The sequence below is a fragment of the Streptococcus parasanguinis genome (genome assembly GCF_901875555.1).
Taxonomy (GTDB): Bacteria; Bacillota; Bacilli; order Lactobacillales; family Streptococcaceae; genus Streptococcus; species Streptococcus parasanguinis_H.
In genome coordinates this window covers 26,069-44,941 of sequence record NZ_CABFMD010000032.1, presented here as the reverse complement: position 1 = coordinate 44,941, position 18,873 = coordinate 26,069, and the positions used below count along the sequence as shown (strand labels likewise).

The window sequence follows — 18,873 nt, the reverse complement described above, 5'->3', positions numbered from 1 at the left end:
ATCCTAGCCTTTCAAATAACCTGCTACATCTTTAGCGAAATAGGTAATAATCAAATCCGCTCCTGCCCGCTTCATCCCGATGAGACTTTCCATCACAATGGCGCGCTCATCAATCCAACCTTGGGCAGCAGCAGCCTTCACCATACTGTATTCCCCACTGACATTGTATGCCACAAGTGGGAGATCGCTTTGATTTCGTAAATCTCTTAAGACATCTAAGAAGGCAAGAGCTGGTTTTACCATTAGGAAATCTGCTCCTTCTTCTTCATCACTTTGAGCCTCCCGCAGAGCTTCTAAACGGTTTGCTGGATCCATCTGATAGGTTTTTCTATCACCAAATGCCGGAGCACTCTCACCAGCATCACGAAATGGTCCATAAAAACTAGAAGCAAATTTAACCGAATAAGACATAATCGGTACCATGTCAAAGCCAGACTTGTCTAAGCCTTCTCGAATCGCTGCAACATATCCATCCATGGCATTGGACGGTGCAATGATATCTGCTCCCGCTTCAGCTTGACTAATCGCTACTTGGACTAAGCGTTCCAAAGAAAGATCGTTCACAACCGTTTCACCATCTAGAATGCCACAATGGCCATGATTCGTAAATTCACAGAGACAGGTATCTGCTACAAGAATGAGATCTGGATAGTGTTGCTTGATCAAGCGTAGGGCTTTTTGAACGATCCCGTCTGGGTTAGAGGCCTGTGAACCAACTTCGTCTTTTTCCGCAGGGATTCCAAAGATAATAAAGGCTTTGATCCCAAGTTGAACACAAGATTCAACTTCTTCTAACAGATCCGTTAATGCAAATTGAAAGACACCTGGCATGGAAGCCACTTCTTCTTTTTGCTCTATATTTTCTTTTACAAAAAGCGGTTGAATAAAGTCATTAACGCTTACAGTTGTTTCTCTAACCAAATCTCTCATGAGAGAATTTTTTCTAAGTCTACGATGTCTTTTAAAATTCATGATATTTTATCTCCTTTATAATCACCTCTACCAATTGTAGCATGGATGGACTAGAAGGCATATAGTTTACCGAGACACCACAATCTAAAACAGCTTTTGCTGTGGTCTCTCCAATCACCCCAATTTGGTGATACTCTGGTAAAGAAAGCCCCTCTTGATAATAAACATCCCAGGCTGACGGACTGGCAAAGGTCCAAACGCATGTTTCCTCTATGGACAAGATGTCTCTTATTTTAGCGATTCCCTCTTGATTGGCGACCGTTTGATAAAGAGGCCAAGCGTAAACGTCATGTCCCAATTCCTGTAACATCTTTGGATAGGTCGGATTGGCCAAATCACTATGAGGGAAAAGAATGTTTTGCGGTTCCCCATATTGACTAGCCCACTCCTTGATAAAATCCACTCCATACTGACTACTGGACTCAAAGGTGACATCTACTTGATGCTCTTTCAATAACTTACTGGTCTGACTTCCGATTGAGGCAATCTTTAAATCAGGTCTCAAATAGGGAAGAAATAACTGAACTGTATTGGCACTCGTAAAGAAGACCCAATCAGCTTTGGCCAGTTTTTCTTCAAAAATGAGTGGAAGGGGATTGCCTTGTGTGCAAATGAGGGGCGCATGCAACCATTTGACTTGGTTCCGGTCTAGTAAAGTCTGTAATTCGACAGAGGGTTTTTGTTCTCTTGTAAAAATAATTAAGCTTCCCACCATTTGTCTGTTAAGGCTCCTTTTTCCATTAGTTGCTCTAAAGCCAGTTTGGGAAGATCGCTTCCATCCTCAGAAGTGAGAGACACATACAAGCATCGATCCTTACCATCTGCCAACATGGTCTTCAACTGGTATTGCCCCTCAATATATTGAGCGTGAGCTCCTACCGGGAAGGTACAATCCGCATTCATCAAGCTTAGGAAGCTTCTTTCCAATTGGATGCAGTTTTCTACTTCCTGATCATGAATTGCTGCCAATAGATGCCGGACTTCCTCATCGTTCTCCCGGCATTCGACGGCTAAGGCCCCTTGTGAAACAGCAGGAATAAATGTATGAGGATCTAAAAATTCTAAGTTGAGAGAGGGCGACTGATCTAAATATCCAATCCGTTTTAAACCAGCAGCAGCTAGTACGATGGCATCACATTCTCCTTCTTGTAACTTGCGGATGCGCGAATCAATATTTCCCCGTATGGGTTTGAATTGGAGATCACTTCTCAGACTCTGAAGTTGGACCTGACGACGAATACTACTGGTCCCTACAACTGCCCCTTGCGGAAGGGTTTCAAGAGTCATGCCTTCTTCTCTATAGATCAGACAGTCTCTAACATCTTCTCGCTCTGGAATGGCCCCAATGGTACATCCGTCCACAAGGATAGAAGGAACATCTTTTAAACTATGGATGGCGATATCGATGTCTTGATTTAAGAGCGCCTGCTCTATTTCCTTGACAAAGACCCCTTTTCCACCAATGGTTTGCAGAGAAACATGAACCAACCGATCTCCTTGGGTTTTATAAGGGACCAATTCAAACTCCACATCAGGATGGCATTCTTTTAAGCGCTCTACCACCATTTTGGTCTGGGTCATGGCCAACTGACTTTTTCTGGTTCCGACTTTAATGCTTCTCATGGTTCACTCCCTTTCCGCTATGAAGATCGAAAATTTTAGCAATTAAGGCAATATCATATTCCGAATTTTCACCCACAGACATTTCTTTTAATTGTAACAAAGGCTCCTTTAAGATCTGATTGATGATGCTCTTCATATGCTTCGAAATTTGTTTCTTTTCTCGATCAGTAAGATCTGGAAGTTTGCGTAATAAGCTTTCCATAGCTGACTGCTGAGCCTGAATGGCTTTTTCTCGAATCTCTTGAATCAGGGGAATAATGCCTAACTGCTGCTTCCACTCTTCAAAACTCACCAGTTCACTTGAAATCTCTGCTTCGATACTCTTAGCAATCTCATTTCTTTCCTCAAAAAAGGCTTGCAATTCTCTGGTGATATTTTCGATATTGTGAATGGTAATGGACGAATTTGGATGACAGGTCCGTGGTAAACATAAGTCGAAAACAATTGCCCCTGCTTTCACCATATGCGGATAGAGAATATAGCCTTCAGACTTGATAGCAGTGAAAATTATATCCGCATCTTTCACGGCTTCTTCTAAATCATCCCAAGAATAAGCCTGAATACGATCTTCTGTTAAATAAGGGTTGGCCTTGGAAAGGGTGCGATTGACCAAGCGGATAGACTGAAAAGGACGTTGTAGAACATACTTGGTCACCAATTGGCCAATTTCCCCTAATCCGATGACCACGATTTTTGTATTCTCATAATCAAGATCTTCCTTATCCAACATTTGTAAAGAGGTCAAACCGATGGACATGGGCCGGGCATTGATCCGGTAAACATCGTGCATTCTTTTAGCAAAGGTAACTGCTTGCCTAAAAGCTTGATTCAGGACGATTCCTGTCGTACCAGTTTCTTGGGCGCTCAAAAAGGCTTGCTTTAATTGACCGAGAACTTGTGTTTCACCTACAATCTTGGAATCTAAACCAATGGATACTCTAAATAAATGTTCTAAAGCGTCATTGCCTTCTTTAAAGGCAAGATAAGGCTCTAGTTCCTCGATGTCAATCTGAAACCAATCTGCCAAAAAATGCTTGGAATAATAGCGACCGGTATGCAGCTGGTCAACGACCAGATACAACTCTGTCCGGTTACAGGTTGAAAGGATGACATCCTCTAGAATACTTTTTTCCTCTTTTAATTTGAGTAGAGCTTCTTTTTTTTCTTCATCAGAAAAATGAACCCGCTCTAAAATGGATAATGGTGCTACACGATGAGTGACACCAACATATAATAAATACATTCTGTCCGCCCCGTTCTTACAATTGATCTAAAAGTTGTTCGATCTTTTTTCTGACTTCTTTTGAGCGCGATGGCGATAAGCCGTTTGTGGAGATCATGACGGAAAGTTCCTTATTTGAAGCAATAGCCACATTATAAAAATCGGAATTTTTCTTATCCCCAGTATTATTGACGAACTGACTAGGGTGCGCATCTTCCATCACTTTTTTATTGACTTCCTGGTTATCTGTGCAGGCAAATACCAATTTTGCCCCTTCCAAATCCCCAGTTTGGTAGCTTCTTTGAATCCATTCAACCTGCCATTTAGGAATCGCTTCATTGATTTCAGGACTAATGACTATAACCTTGGCCCCTTCTGACAACAAAGTCTTAATCTTGCGGGCTGCTACTTTTCCCCCACCAATAATGACGACTGGTTTATTTTGGATATTCATCATGACAGGATACATGACTATTCTCCCTCTTTTCTTTCTCTAAAAATCTTAGCACTTCGTTTATAGACTGTATCTTTGACTTCTAGGCGATGGTTGACCAAGCGAGCTATGACAAAGAAGTAATCTGACAAGCGATTGATATAGATCAAGCCGACTTCATTGACCGTTTCATCTGCTTCAATGACAGCGACCATTTTTCGCTCCAATCGACGGGTCATAGTACGAGCTACATGACAGAGACTGGCGATCCGATGGCCGCCAGGAATAATAAAGCGATCAATCTTTTCTGGAATGTGCATATAAGCATCCATTTTTTCTTCTAGGAAGGTAATATCTGATTCCTTTTGTTTGTATGGTCTCAATTCTCTAGGAGTAGCAAGATCGCTTCCACAGTCAAATAAATGTTGCTGAATTTCTTCACATTCTTCTCTGATATCATCTAATTCTTTGTATTCCTTTATTTCAGATACCAGGTAGCCAACTTGAGAACACAATTCATCCATTGTCCCATATGCTTCCACACGAATATGTGTTTTAGACACACGATCCCCACCATATAGTCGGGTAAACCCTTTATCCCCATACTTTGTGTAAATTCTCATTAAAGCTCTTCTCCGTTCATAATCTGGTAAATCTTTTTCATATCGACTGCATCACGAATAACTGCTGCCAGTTTATCATATTGCAAATCCTTGAATTCTTTGAGATCAATCGCCTGATCTGTGATAGGTTCCAAGCCCTTTTCCAGGCGAATTTGGTTCAAATAATCGCGCGTCCATTGAGAATTATCAAAAACTCCGTGAAGATAGGTTCCTTGGATTTGTTTATCCGGTGAAACGGCACCATCATACCTACTAGTCTCTTGGCCGTTCTGAAGAACAATGCGAGAAAAAGGTGATACCTGATCAGAAATTTCAGTTTCTCCCATATGGATTTCGTAACCTTCCAAGAGTTGCCCCTCATGTTCTGCTTGAACCTGAGTGGTGCGTTTGGTTCCTTGCATCTGGGTCTCAACATCAAGAAGTCCCAATCCTTCAATTTCATCCAATTCTGATTCGACATGGTTTGGATCTGAAATTTTCTTTCCTAAAAGTTGGAAGCCCCCACAAATTCCAAAAATGCGAATGCCCTGATCAGCGCACTGACGGATTTCATCAACAATCCCTGAATCTTGGAGAACTTGCATATCTTCGATAGTATTTTTACTTCCAGGTAGAATCAAGAGATCCGGATTTCCAATAGCATCCCCTGGCATGACATAACGAACCGAAACGTCCGGTTGAATTTCCAAACTATGAAAATCTGTGAAGTTGGAGATGCGTTTTAGGGTGATAATGGCCACATCCAGATCTTTTTCTTGATTAAAGCTGCGTCCTTTACTGCCTAAAGCGACACTATCCTCACTATCAATATCGATATCTGCATAAGGGACCACTCCTAGAACAGGGACGTTCGTCAGCTCTTCGATCATATCAATTCCAGATTGAAGGAGGGCGACATCTCCCCTAAATTTATTGATCAGAATCCCTTTGATACGCTTGCGGTCTTCTTCTGGCATTAATTCGATTGTACCATAAATAGAGGCAAATACTCCTCCCTTGTCAATATCCGCAACTAAGATGACCGGAGCATCAACCAGACGAGCCATCCCCATATTGACGATATCGCGTTCATTTAAGTTGATTTCGGCTGGACTACCCGCTCCTTCCAAGATTATGGCATCATACTCCTGGTCCAATTCTTGGTAGACTTCTTTGATTTTAGGCAGTAACTCCTGCTTAAATTCATGGTAATCCACCGCATCCATATCTTTAAGGACTTTGCCCATAAAAACAACTTGGGATTTACGATCCGAAGTTGGTTTCAGTAGGACAGGATTCATGCGAACATCTGGATCGATACCTGCGGCTTCTGCTTGCACGACCTGAGCTCTCCCCATCTCAAATCCTTTTTTGGTGATAAAAGAATTTAAAGCCATATTTTGGGATTTAAAGGGAACAACCGTGTAACCATCTTGTTTTAAAATACGACACAAACCCGCGGCAATTAAGCTCTTTCCTGCATCGGAAGCTGTCCCCTGAATCATTAATGATTTTGCCATAGATATCCTTCTTTCAACTGTTCAAACAGAATTTCTTCATTTTCGACTAAAGGTGTTTGGATGGCCTGATGGAGTTTGACAATCCATGGGACCGAAAGGCCTGCATCCAGTAGAATCTCTTCTTGTTGAAATACTTCGTATTTCGTCCCTTGGGTCATGATTTTTCCTTTTTTAATCAGGTAGGCATAGTCACAACAGTCATACATGAGATCCATGTCGTGGCTGGAAACAATAATACTGGTTCCATTGGAAACAAGTTTTTTCATAATCATGGCCATTTGGTCTCGCCCTTTAGGATCAAGACCAGCTGTCGGCTCATCTAAGAGCAAAAATCGTGGTTTGAGGGCCAACATTCCTGCAATAGCAACTTTTTTCTTTTGGCCATAACTCAAGTATTGTACCGGACGGTCCTGCAACTCTTTGATATCCATTAACTCAATGGCTTCTTGCACTCGTTTTTCGCACTCTTCTTCCGGATACCCCAAATTCTCTAAAGCCATGCCGATGTCATCTTTGGCAATGGTATAAAACAGTTGTTGTTCCGGATTTTGAAACACCATATTGACTTCTTGTCGATAGGAAAATAAATCTTTCTTTTTGTCTTGAATGAGCTGCTGATCCAAATAAACACTACCTTCTTGGGGTTTAAGCAGTTTGGTCATCACCTTCATCAGGGTAGATTTTCCAGAACCATTGGTTCCAATAATCCCGGTGATCTTTCCTTCCATGAATTCCATATTCACATGGTCTAAGGCTTTTAAATCATCAAACAAAACCGTAATATTCTCTAATTTCAACATATTTCTATTCCTCCTCATCGAGTTCTTTAGCTTGAGCAAATTTCAAGCTTAAGACCTCATTTAACCGTTGATTGTCAGCCAATAATTTCACAAACAAGGTATTGGCTAATCTTCCCCAGCCAAGATAACTTTTTTTCTTATTGACAAATGAAAACTTCAAATCTAAGGTATCGCGAATGGTTAAAAATTCGATTAATACTAGAAAAATAAAGCGATACATAAGAACGATTAATTCCATTAAGATAGCCGGCAAATGAAGGGTTTTACAAAGCTTCATCATCTGGTTAAAGGGAATGGTTAAAGCCATAAAATAGGTTGAAATTAAAGAACAGTAAATTCTCATAACAATCGGTCCAACTTGTTTGGCAGAAGAATGAAAAACTCCTAAATAGCCATGACTTCCAACTGGAATGGCCATTAAAAACTGATGACTATTTTCACCATAGCTAATGACAAAGGTCGCCATACTTAATAAAATGAAAATAGACGGATAGCGAAACCAGCTCAAGTATTTTAAAATAGGAAGTCTAGCAATATAACACGTCAAGGGGACCATGATAGTAATTAGTAGAATTTGTAAAGGGAGGAAACCAGAGAAAGAAATGACCATTAACAAAATATACAAACTGAACTTATGCAGTTCTGGAACTGCAGTCCAACGGTTATTATACGCATAGCGATCAATTACAAACATAGTTTCCTCCCCTACAAATACTTACTAAACTAAATTATTTTTCTTGATGTTTTTTTCCTCTTTGGTAACCGATGACATAGAAGATAATCCCCGCACCGATACTACCTTGGAGCGTAAAGAGTAGGCTTTCAACTTCTGATCCTGGTGGTTCAAACAAAGGTGAAAACCAAGGTTTATAGTCCTTTTGAATAGTCGAAATAGCATTTTCTGCAGCATCATCCGTACCACTATATTCTACTCCTTTAGGAGCAAATAAGAAAGCACCGACAATAATCACAACAATGGCAGCTAATAACAAAAGATTCTTGTGTTTTTTCATAGGAAGAGCCCCTCTCTTTCACTAGCATTTTCAGAAATCAAGTTGTAGAAGATAACAGTAAGCAATCCTTCTACAATCGCAATTGGAATTTGCGTAATCAGAAAGACACCCAAGAATTTAAAGGTTGACCCTACAAATCCAGTGGTTGGATCCGGGAAGACCAATCCAAGTTGAAGGGAAGTTGTTGCATAAGTCGCTAAATCTGCAATCATCGCACACAAGAAGAGCGAGACTGGTTTAGATAGTTTCAAAGAACGACTGAATTTATAAACTGCAAATCCGACAAAAGGACCAACTACAGCCATTGAAAAAGCATTGGCACCAAGTGTTGTCAAACCACCATGGGCTAAAAGAAGAGCTTGGAACAACAAACAAATGGTTCCTAACACACTAATAACAGATGGTCCAAACATAGCAGTTCCCAAACCAACACCTGTTGGGTGAGAGCTTGAGCCTGTTACAGAAGGGATTTTCAATGAGGATAAGATAAAGATAAAGGCACCTGACAAGGCCAACATAGTTTTAGAATTTGGATCTTTTGAAACAATCTTCTTAATCTTGATCAAACCGAAGATGAAGAATGGTAAAAATAGCAAGAACCAAACAATACACCATACTAATGGGAGATAGCCTTCCATAATGTGCATAGCAGATACTGGTTGAGGTCTAAAGATGATCAGCAATACTAAAAGAGCAATTGCTATCATTTTTTTACGTTGTTTCATAATATCACTCCTTTTTCATTATCCCAATGGATGTTTCTTAACCAATAGGGTTGTAAAATAATCCAATTTATCATCGACTGTTAAGTCCGATACTCCGTACAAAATTCTTTGCTTTTCAGTAGAGGCATGACTGACTAAAAATGTTTTTTCAATCAGGTTGTGTTTTTCCAACAAAGGAAGAACGACATCCAAATGTCTAGCCACCTTCATAATGACGACAGTATCATGAATTGCCAAGGCTTGGTCAATCTTATCAGCTTCTGCTGTAGCAGGTACCACTGCAAAGGACTCCTCATCCATGGTTAAAGGTTGTCCCAAGACAGAAGCCATACTACCAAATGAGGTAATTCCAGGAATTGTTTGGGTATCAATGCTATCTCCAATTAATCTCAACAGGTAACTATAGGTACTGTAGACCATTGGATCTCCAAGCGTGATAAAACCAACATTTTTTCCAGCCTTCACATCTTCCACCACTTCAGTAGCAATTTGTTCCCACTGAGGTTCTTTCTTTTCTAGCGAACGAACCATTGGAAAGTGGCGTTGTTTAATTTCTAGATGATCACTGACATAAGGACTTGCAATCGTCAATGCCACACTCTTGGAACCGCGTTTGGCTTCAGGAGTGTACAAAATATCCAATGTTTCCAGAATATTTTTGGCCTTAACGGTTACGAGCTCACTGTCTCCTGGACCAATCCCAATACCGTAAAATGTTGCCATTTTTGACCTCCTATAGAATAATCTTTTCTAGGTGTTGAACATAGAGTTCTTGAACACTTGGGTATTCCCCAAGTCCAATCAAGTGTGTCTCCACTTGGTATCCTTTTTCTGTAAAGAAGTGTTTCCATGATCCTTCTTCATCCGAGCACAAATCATTGGTAGCATGATCCCCAGCCACTAACATAAAGGGAGCAAGATGAACTTTTTGAACACCTTTAGCTTCCAGACGTTTTTCAAGTAACTCTACTGGAGGGTAAGACTCGACACAGCCGATATAGACCGCTTCATCCGTTAGCATATGATCCAAAGCAGCATAAGCAGTAAAGGCATAATGCTTACTACCATGTCCCATAAGGATGGTCGCTTCATCTACATTATTATTGTATTCTTTTACAAGGATATTTGTAACATTTTCATAATCTTCTTCACTAAAAAGAAGAGGTTTCCCGATTTTTAGAAGTTCAAAATCTTCTTTAAACTGGTTAGCTTGGTGAACCACTTTTTCATACTCACTCCCCAAGATAATGTGGAGTGGTTGAATATAAACTTCCTTAACACCATCCTTTTTCAATTGTTCCAATAATTGGTTCACAGTTGGAACTGAGATTCCTTCATTTTCTTTAATGCGCTTAATGACAACATTCGAAGTGAAGGCACGGTGGACCTGAAAATCTGGGAACCGCTGTTGGATCGTCTCTTCACAGGCTTGAATGGTTTTCTTTCGTGTTTCAGGATAGGTGGTTCCGAAACTGACGACAATAATCGCTTTAGACATTTTCACTTTCCCTTCTAAAAAAAGTTTGGCAAGCTTCACAAACCGATTTTAAGGTTCTTTCTTCTGTTTCGATCAACTGATGATAGCCAGCTTTTTCCAATACAGATCTAGTATTGTCTCCCATAATGACAATCGGTTTCTCTTTCCAATTCTCTTGGGTTTTCTCTGCCATCAACACAAAGTGGTAAGCTGCAGCAGAGTTTGGCAAACAAATTAGCTGGATATCCTCTGCATGATAAGAGAATGATTCACTTTCAAAGTCAACAGAATGTGTGGTGTGGATCGGGAAGTTCAAAACTTCTGCTACTGCTTTTTCCTTAATATCAGAAGTGAGAATGATCCAGTTTCCTTCTTGCTCACTCATCCGCTTTACAAAATTCTCTTCTGCAACATCATTGATTTGATCATAGAGGCGAATTCCTGCTTCTTTAATAGTCTTGATGGTATGATGTCCACTTGCTACAATCTTCAGATGACTGAGACTCCGAATATCCAGATTTTCTTGTTGCAAATAGGCAACAAAGAAGTTCCAAGAGCTTGGGTCTGTTACTACCAAACCGTCAATGTCAGAAAGTTGAGGAAGTTTCAGTTCTTTTGCAAGCAATTTACTTGGTGACTGAAAAGCATATACTGTCGCCCCAGCATCCTTCAACAATTTAGGAAGCTTGGCATTAGGAGTTTCTTGCACCAAAACGGTTCGACCAAACAAAGGCAATTTTTCATGGTAGTTTAATTCCTCACGGAAAGCAACAACGTCCCCAATCACAATTAAACTTGGTGCTTTCATCTGGTGTTTTTCAGCCAGTTCAACAATGGTCTCTAATTTTCCATCAATGGAACGTTGTTGAGGGTGAGTAGCCCATTCGATAATCGCTACTGAAGTTTCCTTATCGTAACCACGAACCATCAATTCCTCACAAATGGTCTGCAAGTTTTTCATTCCCATAAGGAAGACTAGAGTTCCTTTTAAGTGGGATATCGCATCCCAATTCAATGCTTCACTGGCATCTTGTAGATGGCCAGTAAAGACATGAAAGCTAGTCGCGACATTTCTAAAGGTCATGGGAATGCCTGCATAGGCAAGGCCGGCTATAGCTGAGGTAATTCCTGGTACAACTTCAAAGGGGATCCCTTCTTGAATAAGAGTTTGAGCTTCTTCTCCTCCTCGACCAAAGATATAGGGGTCGCCACTTTTTAAACGAACAACTTTTTTCCCTGCCTTGGCTTTTTCAACTAGGACTTCCTCAATTTCTTCTTGGGAGACACAGGGTTGATTAGGAATCTTACCAACATAGATCTTTTCACAGTCCGATTTTGTGTAGGACAGAAGCATGGGATTCACTAAACGATCATAGATCAGAACATCTGCCTCCTCTAGTCTGCGAGCTCCTTTTACAGAGATTAATTCCTCATCACCTGGACCTGCACCAACTAGACTAACAAAGCCACTCATTCTGCCACCTCTTTCTTCAAATAGGCTTCCAATTCTTCAATAGTTGAAACCACTTTAGGATAATGAACAATCGGCCGTGAAATAATCACACAATCCATTCCTAGTTCTTGGCAACCTTCAATCTTTTCTCGAATACCACCAATATTTCCACTTTCTTTAGAAACAAATACTTCTGCTTTCGAGCGTGCTAATAATTCTTTATTGCATTCTTTAGAGAAAGGAGCTTTGATGGCATCAATTTGATCCGGAACAAGTCCTAACTCTTCACAGCCCTTAAGGACTTCTGAAGTCGGAAGAACTCGGACTACAATGCGAGAGTCAGGCAAACCATGTACGAATAAGGGCAAAGTTTTACTTCCTGTCCCTAAGTAGACAGTTTTGTACTGCTTCTCTTTCATGTATTCAATGGCTTCTTCTGTCGAATGAACAACCGTTGCTCCAGATAAATCATTTGTAGCTTGTCTCTCGAAGCGTACATAAGGGATGCCAGCCAGATTTGCTGCTTTCATTGCTTCCCGAGAAACAATGTCAGCAAAAGGATGGGAAGCATCAATAATTTCGTCAACTTCATTTTTTTTGATGAAATCAACCATATCTTGAGCAGTCATTCTCCCTTGAACTACATCTTGTCCAAATTTAGATGCTAAATGACGTCCATAATCCGAAACAACAGAGGTCGTGACAGGAATGTTTTTTTGTGAAAGAAATTCAAGTACTTCCGTACTCTCAGCAGTTCCACCGAAAAGCAGTTTCATCATAGTGTGTATCCTCGAGGTGTGATCATGCGTCCATTTTTCACATAAGTTTCTTTGTTTCCGACAATGACAATCGTTGTCATATCTACAAGAGTTTCATCTAAGTCTTCAATCGTCGTCAAAATAATTTCTTCGTCCTTACGTCCAATATCTTTTCCGATTCCGACAATCGTATCTTTGGCTTTGTATTCAGACATAATTTCGAGTGCTCTTGACAAGTGCTCTGGACGACCTTTACTTCTTGGGTTGTAGAGACAAACGACAAAGTCCCCTTGTGCTGCTGCATGAAGACGTTTTTCAATCATTTCCCAAGGTGTCATCAAGTCACTGAGTGAAATATGGCAGAAGTCATTCATCAAAGGTGCTCCCATCACTGCAGCGGCTCCCAAACTTGCTGTAATTCCAGGTACAACTTTTACTTCAAGAGTATCGTTCTCTTCCAACAATTCAAGAATCAAACCAGCCATTCCGTACACACCTGCGTCACCACTAGAAACAACACCGACATTTTTTCCAGTTTCATGAGCAAGGTCAATGGCTTTTTGACAACGTTCAATCTCATGACGCATACCAGTCGCAACCATTTCTTTATCTTTTACAAGATCTTTGATCAAACGCATGTAGGTAGAATAACCAACAATAATTTCACAATCTTTAATAGCTTCCAATGCTTCTTGAGACATCAATTCTTCTTTACCTGGGCCAAGTCCAATAACGTATAACATATGTATTTCTCCTTAAATTTAATATTTAATAATTGTTACCTAATTTACCAAGTGCAAATGTTGCACCATTTTGTGCGAACCGTTGGGTCAGCACATTTCCTTTACTTGCAAGGTCCGCACTAGCAAGCGCCACACTTCCCACACCTACAGTTTTCTTCACAAATTCCGATTGCGGATATTTATCAGCCACAACTTGTAATTCTTCCTTAGAATATGTGACAAACGGACAATCTAGGTGTTGGGCTAATGCTAGTATAGCTTGTTCATTTTTTTTGACATCAATACTAGCTATTTTAGCGATTTCTGAACTGGAGATTCCCTCTTGTTCACAAAACGCTCGGAATGATTCCATAAAAGTTGAAGTTGGAAGATCCTTCTTTGCCCCAACTCCTAAAACATAGGGTTTTGGATGAATCAGGGCTACCACTTCTTCGTCAACCTCAACTGTTTGAGAGGTCAACCAAATAAATGGGCTCTTATTAGCAAGTACTTCCTGTATCTGATTTTCCTTAATGACTGTTAGCCCTCTCAGGTCAGAAACCCAAGGCTTTTCTTGATAAAAATACACACAGTCTTTATTCGCTAAATAAGAATTAAATACTTTCACTAAGTGGCGCAATTCTTCCCGCCACCCATTTACTTCTTTAGCAATATTATCCAAGGCTACAACATTTTGTGTATCTGTTGCGGTCGTGATCACTGGATTTGAATCTAATAATTCAGCAATTTTAAGTGTAACCTGATTGGCCCCACCTAAGTGACCACTCAATAAACTAATCACATGATTGGCTTTCTCATCCATAACGATCACAGCAGGATCAGTTGTTTTGTCTTTAATAACAGGGGCAATGCCTCTGACAACCGCACCAATCGCCATGATACAAATCAACACATCCACCTCTTGGAATACTTTCCGAAGTCCTTCAATGACACGTCCTTCAATCGGTACCGTTCGAGAGTCAGCGATTTTCACAGTAGTATAGACTGGACAATCAATCCCAAGTTTTTCCTTGAGCTCTAGGCCTAAATTTTTTGCATTGTTAGTAACCGCCACAATGGCGTAACGAGGGGAATCATTTAGCATGCGAACTCAATCCTTTACGGAATTCATGGTGGAAATCTTTGTGATAGAGTTTAGAGTAGTAAAATTCTTCACCCAAGAAATCTCCAACTAAAATCAAGGCAGTTTTTCTAATTTTAGCTTCTTTAACCTTCTCAGCAATGGTCTCCAATGTCCCAAAGACCTTGCGTTCATCTGGCCAAGTTGCCTTATAGATTACTGCGACAGGTGTTTCTATTGGATAACCACCCTCAACCAATTCAGCCACCACTTTTTCAATACCTTGTACAGATAAGAAAATGGCCATAGAGGTTCTGTGCTGAGCATAGCTTCGGAGGGATTCTCGTTCAGGAACTGGAGTCCGTCCGGCCATGCGAGTGATAATCACACTTTGAGAGACTTCAGGGACCGTATATTCTGTTCCAATACTTGAAGCTGCACCTAAGAAAGAGCTCACTCCAGGAATACAGTCAAATTCAATGCCTCTCTTCTTCATCTCTTCTGTTTGCTCACGAATAGAACCGTAGATAGAGAAATCCCCTGTCTGCAAGCGGACGACGTCTTTTCCAGCTTTAACAGCTTCTTCCATCACATCAATAATTTCCATCAAATGCATAGAAGCACTGTCATGAATCTCCGCACCTTCTTTACAGTATTGAAGGAGATCTGGATTTACAAGAGAACCCGCGTAGATAACTACATCTGCTTGGGATAATTTGCGGTAACCTTTTAGAGTAATGAGATCCACATCACCAGGTCCTGCACCGACAAAATGTACAATTGACATATATTTAATTCCTTTCTGGTTTTACAGCTGAGACAATGATCGTTGGGTTTTGCTGTTTAAAATAGTGGCCCTTGCCCAAAGCAGACCATCTACTAGCTTGAATAGATACAACATCTAAGTCTTGCCATTCCAACTTTTCAGCAAGTTGAATAGCTTCCATAGCATTTTCCAAGAGGATAAAGTTTAGAACAAATCGTCCTCCAGGTACCAACAAACTTTCACACCACTCAAAGATTTCTGCCATATTGCCACCGGTTCCACCCACAAAAATAGCATCAAACTGTCCATCTAGGTCAACAGGGGCTTTTCCTTTTATCAGATTAATATTTTGACAGCCAAAGTAATCAATATTTTCCTGTGTCAATGCAACTGCGTCTTCATTTTGCTCAATTGCAACGACTTCTAAGTTCGGAAAAGATACAGCTGCTTGAATGGTTACACTGCCTGTACCAGAGCCAACATCCAGCATTCTCTTTGCCTTGTGTAAGTCCAATTTATCAATACTGATAGCCCTGACCTCTTCTTTTGTCATTGGGACCTTTGCCCTAATAAATGCCGAATCCTTCATCTAAAATCACCACCACATTCATTTCATATTGTCGATTGACAACTTGATCCTCTGCTAAAATTTCGATGTTTTCATCTTCATAACTAAGATTTTCACCGATGACTAAGACTTTTTTCAAGCCTCGTTTTTTAACTTCTTGAGCAATTTCATATGGACCAATTTTTTTATCGGTTACCATAAATACTTTTGGTAAAGAAAGAATGAAATCAAAATTAGGAATTTTTGCATGACTACTTGTCAAGTAGGCTTCATTCATAGGCAACGATACCTTGCTAGCCAAATACTGGAAAGACGAAATTCCCGGCTGAATAAGCACGCGCCCTTTAAATTTCTCAGACAACCATTTTCCCAAACCATAAATCAAGGGGTCCCCTGAAGCCAAATAAAGTATGGTCGATTCTTCCGGATAAGACTCTATTAATTGAGCTAATTCTGAAAGTTTTTTTGGAGGTACGACACCTTTTGACTGATAGGCAGTTGGAAGGATTTCCAAATGACGCTCACTTCCAAGAATATAGTCTGCCTTTTCATAAATCTCTTCACTTCCCAAAAGTCCATAGGAAGGGGCTCCTGGCCCTATTCCAATTACATAGATCACGTCCATTCCTCCGCTATTTCTTCTAATGTTTGGGTTGAAGCTAGATACCCAGTTTCTGTCCCAAAGGTTACTACATCAATGCTCACTTCCGGCTTCCGGTTTCTAAGCAAGCGTTCCGAACGGAACTTCATTTTGTCAACCAAGACCTGATAAACTTCCTCATAATGATATTCCTCAATCAGAGTTCCGGCTGCATCTGTTGTAATGCATTGATCCACTTTTTCAAGAAGTTCAACTGGGGCACCTAACAAGGCTAGGTTAGCCATGATGATCTCCATTCGCGCATCTGAGTCTTTACTGTGAGTTGAGAAAATCCCACCAGCGACCTTTACAAATTTCCCCATATGTCCAACCATCAGGACGCGAGTAAAGCCAATCCGCTGGACTTCTTTAAGGACATGCCCAACAAAGTTACTCATGTTCACAATTCGATGAGGTGGAATCCCCAGCACATTGGTCGCAAAATCCTCGCCGTAATTCCCCGGAGCTAAAACAACTGAACGATAGCCTTGATTGTACAACATGGTTAACTCAATCGTAATCGAAGCTTTCCAACTATCCTCAGACATTGGGTTAACAATTCCTGTCGTCCCTAAAATAGAGATCCCTCCTACAATTCCTAACCGAGAATTATAGGTTAACTTGGCTGTTTCTTCGCCCCCAGGAACTGAAATGATAATTTCGGCTCCGCAGTCTGGCCCCAACAATTGACGGGCTGTTTTTTCAATCATCGCTCGAGGGGTTGGGTTGATTGCTGCCATTCCGACATCACATTTCAGCCCTTTTTGAGTTACTCGGCCAACTCCTTCCCCACCATCAATGATAATTTCAGTTGAGTCAGGTAAGAGAGTTACAGTCGAATAAATAAGGAGACCGTGCGTTGCATCGGCATCATCACCACCATCCTTTTCGACAGCGGCACTAGCAGTCAGTTCACCAAAAGAAGGATTTTTGATATCCATCGTTACTTCGACTCCATTTGCTGTAGAAACGGTAACTTTTTCTTCGATATCTTGATTTAAAATCATACTAATAGCCGCTGCAGTTGCTGCAGTTGCACAAGTACCTGTAGTAAACCCTTTTCTTAATTTCTTTCCATTAACATATGAGTACTCATCCATATTGTTCCCCCTCCTTACATTATTTATTTGGGACTACAAAACGTTGGTAATCTTCCATTTCTTGTTTGTATTGGTAGAGGATCGCATTCACTACTGCTGCTGCAATCGTACTTCCACCTTTACTTCCCAATGCAACGATGGAAGGAATGGAACTCTCATGTAATTTTTGTTTTGATTCTGCAGCTCCTACAAAGCCAACTGGAACGCCAATAACAGCATCAGGGACTAATGTCCCTTCTTCTACCATATCTAAGACTTTAAAGATAGAAGTTGGTGCATTTCCAAACACAAATAATTTTGGTCCTAATTCATTAGCTGCATGCTCTACTGCAGCCATAGAACGAGTAATCCCTTTTGCCTTGGCTTCTTCAAAGATCGCTGGTTCATTAACCAAGCATCTGTAGGCTACACCAAGCTCATCAAGGATTCTTTTATTGAAACCACCTAGAACCATGGTCGTATCGGTGAAAATAGTTCCTTTATTTTTAATAACATCTAAAATATGGTCGATAGCATCATTTGAAAATTTGATATTGTAAAGGTAATCAAAGTCCGCACTCGCAAAAACAACTCGTTTCCAAACTGCTTCATGAAATGGATTATCAAACACAATATCTGGGTGCTCCTGATCAATGATTTCTTGAATTTTTTTAAAACTAGCTTCTTCAATCTGATTTGATACTTTTATATAACTCATAAATACCTTATCCTTTTTTATCATTTAAAGCTGTAGAATAACGAACATAGTCATCGGTCACAATTGTTTGCATTTGATAAATAATCGCATTAATAATCGCTACGACAAGGGTGCTTCCCCCCTTACGCCCTTCATTTACCATAACAGGAAAGTCAGTCGCTAATAATGCTTCCTTAGATTCTAGGACATTGATAAACCCAACAGGAACACCGATAATTGCATCTACTTTAACATTTTTCTCTTTGATTAAATCAAGGAGGTGGAACAAAGCTGTAGGTGCTCCTCCAAAAGCAAATACTTTAGGTCCTTCTATCTCAGTTGCTTTTTCAACAGCTGCCATAGCTCTAGTAATATTTTTTTCCTTAGCAAGTTGGATGACATCTTCATCGTTAATTAAGCAACGGTAGGAAACGCCCATTTGATCAAGAACTCGTTTATTGATCCCATTTAAGGAAATGCTGGAATCAACAATGATTGTCCCTTTTTTTTGAATCACATCAACGATTCGTTCATTAACATGGTTGATAAACCTCATGGTATAGAGATAGTCAAAATCACCCGTGGTATGAATGGCGCGTTTAATAATGGCTTCTTCCATATCTTCATGGAATTCATAATCTGGATGATCCTGATCGATTACCGATTGAATGATCTGGAAACTTTTTTCCTCGATTGAGGAAGGGTTTTTAATATAGGACATA

The 18,873-nt window shown here is 40.3% G+C and carries 23 protein-coding genes; all 23 read right to left on the bottom strand.

Annotated elements, in window-relative coordinates:
- Nucleotides 1–3: 3 nt before the first annotated feature.
- From hemB to JX304_RS07190, 23 genes are read right to left on the bottom strand one after another with little or no spacing between them, the layout of a single operon-like run.
- Nucleotides 4–972, bottom strand: a complete 969-nt coding sequence (gene hemB, locus JX304_RS07300; RefSeq protein WP_205011905.1) for a porphobilinogen synthase — start codon at nt 970–972, stop codon at nt 4–6.
- A complete protein-coding gene (locus tag JX304_RS07295; RefSeq protein ID WP_205011904.1) occupies nt 962–1,687 on the bottom strand; it encodes a uroporphyrinogen-III synthase in 726 nt (241 codons plus the stop codon). The genes hemB and JX304_RS07295 overlap by 11 nt, the downstream gene beginning before the upstream one ends.
- The gene (gene hemC, locus JX304_RS07290) at nt 1,672–2,595 is read right to left on the bottom strand and encodes a hydroxymethylbilane synthase (RefSeq protein WP_205011903.1); all 924 of its coding nucleotides are present in this window, start codon (nt 2,593–2,595) and stop codon (nt 1,672–1,674) included. The genes JX304_RS07295 and hemC overlap by 16 nt, the downstream gene beginning before the upstream one ends.
- A complete protein-coding gene (hemA, locus tag JX304_RS07285; RefSeq protein ID WP_205011902.1) occupies nt 2,582–3,838 on the bottom strand; it encodes a glutamyl-tRNA reductase in 1,257 nt (418 codons plus the stop codon). Before hemA ends, hemC begins: the two co-directional genes overlap by 14 nt.
- A gap of 16 nt (nt 3,839–3,854) precedes the next feature.
- Nucleotides 3,855–4,286 carry a precorrin-2 dehydrogenase/sirohydrochlorin ferrochelatase family protein gene (locus tag JX304_RS07280; RefSeq protein WP_205011901.1) on the bottom strand — a complete coding sequence of 144 codons (432 nt, stop codon included), beginning with the start codon at nt 4,284–4,286 and terminating at the stop codon, nt 3,855–3,857.
- A 2-nt stretch (nt 4,287–4,288) separates the two neighbouring features.
- Nucleotides 4,289–4,873, bottom strand: coding sequence for a cob(I)yrinic acid a,c-diamide adenosyltransferase (locus tag JX304_RS07275; protein ID WP_205011900.1), 585 nt, complete (start codon nt 4,871–4,873; stop codon nt 4,289–4,291).
- Nucleotides 4,873–6,372, bottom strand: coding sequence for a cobyric acid synthase (locus JX304_RS07270; RefSeq protein WP_205011899.1), 1,500 nt, complete (start codon nt 6,370–6,372; stop codon nt 4,873–4,875). Before JX304_RS07270 ends, JX304_RS07275 begins: the two co-directional genes overlap by 1 nt.
- Nucleotides 6,357–7,172, bottom strand: a complete 816-nt coding sequence (locus JX304_RS07265) for an energy-coupling factor ABC transporter ATP-binding protein (protein ID WP_205011898.1) — start codon at nt 7,170–7,172, stop codon at nt 6,357–6,359. The genes JX304_RS07270 and JX304_RS07265 overlap by 16 nt, the downstream gene beginning before the upstream one ends.
- Before the next feature lie 4 nt (nt 7,173–7,176).
- Nucleotides 7,177–7,866, bottom strand: a complete 690-nt coding sequence (locus JX304_RS07260; protein WP_205011897.1) for a CbiQ family ECF transporter T component — start codon at nt 7,864–7,866, stop codon at nt 7,177–7,179.
- A gap of 34 nt (nt 7,867–7,900) precedes the next feature.
- Nucleotides 7,901–8,185 (bottom strand): energy-coupling factor ABC transporter substrate-binding protein, encoded by a 285-nt coding sequence (locus JX304_RS07255; RefSeq protein ID WP_205011896.1) that lies wholly within the window; start codon nt 8,183–8,185, stop codon nt 7,901–7,903.
- Nucleotides 8,182–8,910, bottom strand: a complete 729-nt coding sequence (locus tag JX304_RS07250) for an energy-coupling factor ABC transporter permease (protein ID WP_205011895.1) — start codon at nt 8,908–8,910, stop codon at nt 8,182–8,184. Before JX304_RS07250 ends, JX304_RS07255 begins: the two co-directional genes overlap by 4 nt.
- An 18-nt stretch (nt 8,911–8,928) precedes the next feature.
- On the bottom strand, nt 8,929–9,633 hold the full coding sequence (locus tag JX304_RS07245) for a cobalt-factor II C(20)-methyltransferase (RefSeq protein WP_205011894.1): 705 nt from the start codon (nt 9,631–9,633) through the stop codon (nt 8,929–8,931).
- Nucleotides 9,634–9,643: 10 nt separating this feature from the next.
- A complete protein-coding gene (locus tag JX304_RS07240; RefSeq protein WP_205011893.1) occupies nt 9,644–10,408 on the bottom strand; it encodes a sirohydrochlorin cobaltochelatase in 765 nt (254 codons plus the stop codon).
- Nucleotides 10,401–11,861 (bottom strand): uroporphyrinogen-III C-methyltransferase, encoded by a 1,461-nt coding sequence (gene cobA / locus JX304_RS07235; protein ID WP_205011892.1) that lies wholly within the window; start codon nt 11,859–11,861, stop codon nt 10,401–10,403. Before cobA ends, JX304_RS07240 begins: the two co-directional genes overlap by 8 nt.
- On the bottom strand, nt 11,858–12,619 hold the full coding sequence (cobK, locus tag JX304_RS07230) for a precorrin-6A reductase (RefSeq protein ID WP_205011891.1): 762 nt from the start codon (nt 12,617–12,619) through the stop codon (nt 11,858–11,860). Before cobK ends, cobA begins: the two co-directional genes overlap by 4 nt.
- A complete protein-coding gene (cobJ, locus tag JX304_RS07225) occupies nt 12,616–13,341 on the bottom strand; it encodes a precorrin-3B C(17)-methyltransferase (RefSeq protein ID WP_118094983.1) in 726 nt (241 codons plus the stop codon). The genes cobK and cobJ overlap by 4 nt, the downstream gene beginning before the upstream one ends.
- Before the next feature lie 25 nt (nt 13,342–13,366).
- The gene (locus JX304_RS07220) at nt 13,367–14,425 is read right to left on the bottom strand and encodes a cobalt-precorrin 5A hydrolase (protein WP_205011890.1); all 1,059 of its coding nucleotides are present in this window, start codon (nt 14,423–14,425) and stop codon (nt 13,367–13,369) included.
- A complete protein-coding gene (locus JX304_RS07215) occupies nt 14,415–15,188 on the bottom strand; it encodes a cobalt-precorrin-4 methyltransferase (RefSeq protein WP_049472811.1) in 774 nt (257 codons plus the stop codon). Before JX304_RS07215 ends, JX304_RS07220 begins: the two co-directional genes overlap by 11 nt.
- Before the next feature lie 4 nt (nt 15,189–15,192).
- Nucleotides 15,193–15,756 carry a decarboxylating cobalt-precorrin-6B (C(15))-methyltransferase gene (locus JX304_RS07210; RefSeq protein ID WP_205011889.1) on the bottom strand — a complete coding sequence of 188 codons (564 nt, stop codon included), beginning with the start codon at nt 15,754–15,756 and terminating at the stop codon, nt 15,193–15,195.
- The gene (locus JX304_RS07205) at nt 15,734–16,360 is read right to left on the bottom strand and encodes a cobalt-precorrin-7 (C(5))-methyltransferase (protein ID WP_205011888.1); all 627 of its coding nucleotides are present in this window, start codon (nt 16,358–16,360) and stop codon (nt 15,734–15,736) included. The genes JX304_RS07210 and JX304_RS07205 overlap by 23 nt, the downstream gene beginning before the upstream one ends.
- Nucleotides 16,351–17,475 (bottom strand): cobalt-precorrin-5B (C(1))-methyltransferase CbiD, encoded by a 1,125-nt coding sequence (gene cbiD, locus JX304_RS07200; protein ID WP_205011887.1) that lies wholly within the window; start codon nt 17,473–17,475, stop codon nt 16,351–16,353. The genes JX304_RS07205 and cbiD overlap by 10 nt, the downstream gene beginning before the upstream one ends.
- Before the next feature lie 19 nt (nt 17,476–17,494).
- Nucleotides 17,495–18,172, bottom strand: coding sequence for a cobalt-precorrin-8 methylmutase (locus tag JX304_RS07195; protein ID WP_205011886.1), 678 nt, complete (start codon nt 18,170–18,172; stop codon nt 17,495–17,497).
- Nucleotides 18,173–18,179: 7 nt separating this feature from the next.
- Nucleotides 18,180–18,872 (bottom strand): cobalt-precorrin-8 methylmutase, encoded by a 693-nt coding sequence (locus tag JX304_RS07190; protein WP_205011885.1) that lies wholly within the window; start codon nt 18,870–18,872, stop codon nt 18,180–18,182.
- Nucleotide 18,873 lies beyond the last annotated feature (1 nt).